The sequence below is a fragment of the Amycolatopsis rhizosphaerae genome, assembly GCF_007713715.1.
Taxonomy (GTDB): domain Bacteria; phylum Actinomycetota; class Actinomycetes; order Mycobacteriales; family Pseudonocardiaceae; genus Amycolatopsis_E; species Amycolatopsis_E rhizosphaerae.
Genome location: NZ_VJWX01000895.1, coordinates 1 through 1,006, shown reverse-complemented (window position 1 = coordinate 1,006; position 1,006 = coordinate 1). Strand labels below are relative to the sequence as shown.

The window sequence follows — 1,006 nt, the reverse complement described above, 5'->3', positions numbered from 1 at the left end:
CCACTGGGGGCCATCGGGGCGCGCTTGGGCGCCGGGGGGACCTGCGCGGATCGCTCACCGTGGTGGCGTTCCTGCTGGTCGTAGCCGATCGCGGGCGGGTAGGCCAGGTAGGCCGTGTCGGCCGGGTCGGCATGCCCCGCGGCGGCGGGAACCACGGCGGAGGCGGGAACGCCGGCCTCGGAGGGAGCCTCCGCGGGGTCGGCGCCGGGTTCGGTGCCCGCGACGGTGGTCCGGTCGCCGGTGACCTGCCCGAGCGGCAGGCCCGGCAGGGTGATCAGGCCGGCGGGCGGGCGCAGGAAGTCGAACAGCCCCGGCGGCGGGGTCAGCGCCTCACCGAGCACGCGCGGCGTGTCCTGCGGCTGGCGGCTGATCTGTTCCAGCGCGCCGAGGATGCGCTCCGCCGGATGCAGCACCGCCTGCCGGGTGAAGTCGTGCACCGCCCCGGTGATCTGGCGCGCGACCTGCTGATCGCCCCGCGTCATCGTCGCGGTGAGGTCGGGGGTGTCGAATCGTGTCGTCGCGGCTTGGCCCACGAGGCCGGAGAGACCGCCGACAACGTCATCGCCGACGCCGACGGTCGCATCGGTGACCGGTGTGACCGAGACGGTGGCGGAGGAGTCCTGTGAAGGCAGTGCGGTGTCGGCGGACGCGGTCGCGGAGCCGATCGCCCACGCGGCCGCGGTACCGGCCACGGCACCGCCGACGGCGAGCAGGGCACGCGAAAGCCAGCGGGCGGCACGTGCCGTTCCCCGCCGTTTGGCCGCGTTCTGCTGCGTCACCGTTCTCCTGCCGATTAATGCCGAGTGACCGAGCCGTGTTCCGGGAAACGTATTTGAAAAGCGTTCACATTGACACGGAACCGGCCTGCCACGGACGAGGTAACCAAAACTTCGGGGCGCGGCGCACGTCCGACGCGACTTGATAGCACGATCGTGTGAAGACAGAAGGTAATCGGACTAGTCACACTCCGCGATCGAGGCTGGCTGTCGCCGGAACGGGGCGGAAC

At 71.7% G+C, this 1,006-nt stretch carries 1 protein-coding gene; it reads right to left on the bottom strand.

Annotated features, from left to right (window positions below; all coding sequences use genetic code 11):
• Nucleotides 1-779, bottom strand: a 779-nt coding sequence (locus tag FNH05_RS37680; protein ID WP_144593585.1) for a hypothetical protein, incomplete at its 3' end; no start/stop codon positions are given.
• Nucleotides 780-1,006: the final 227 nt, after the last annotated feature.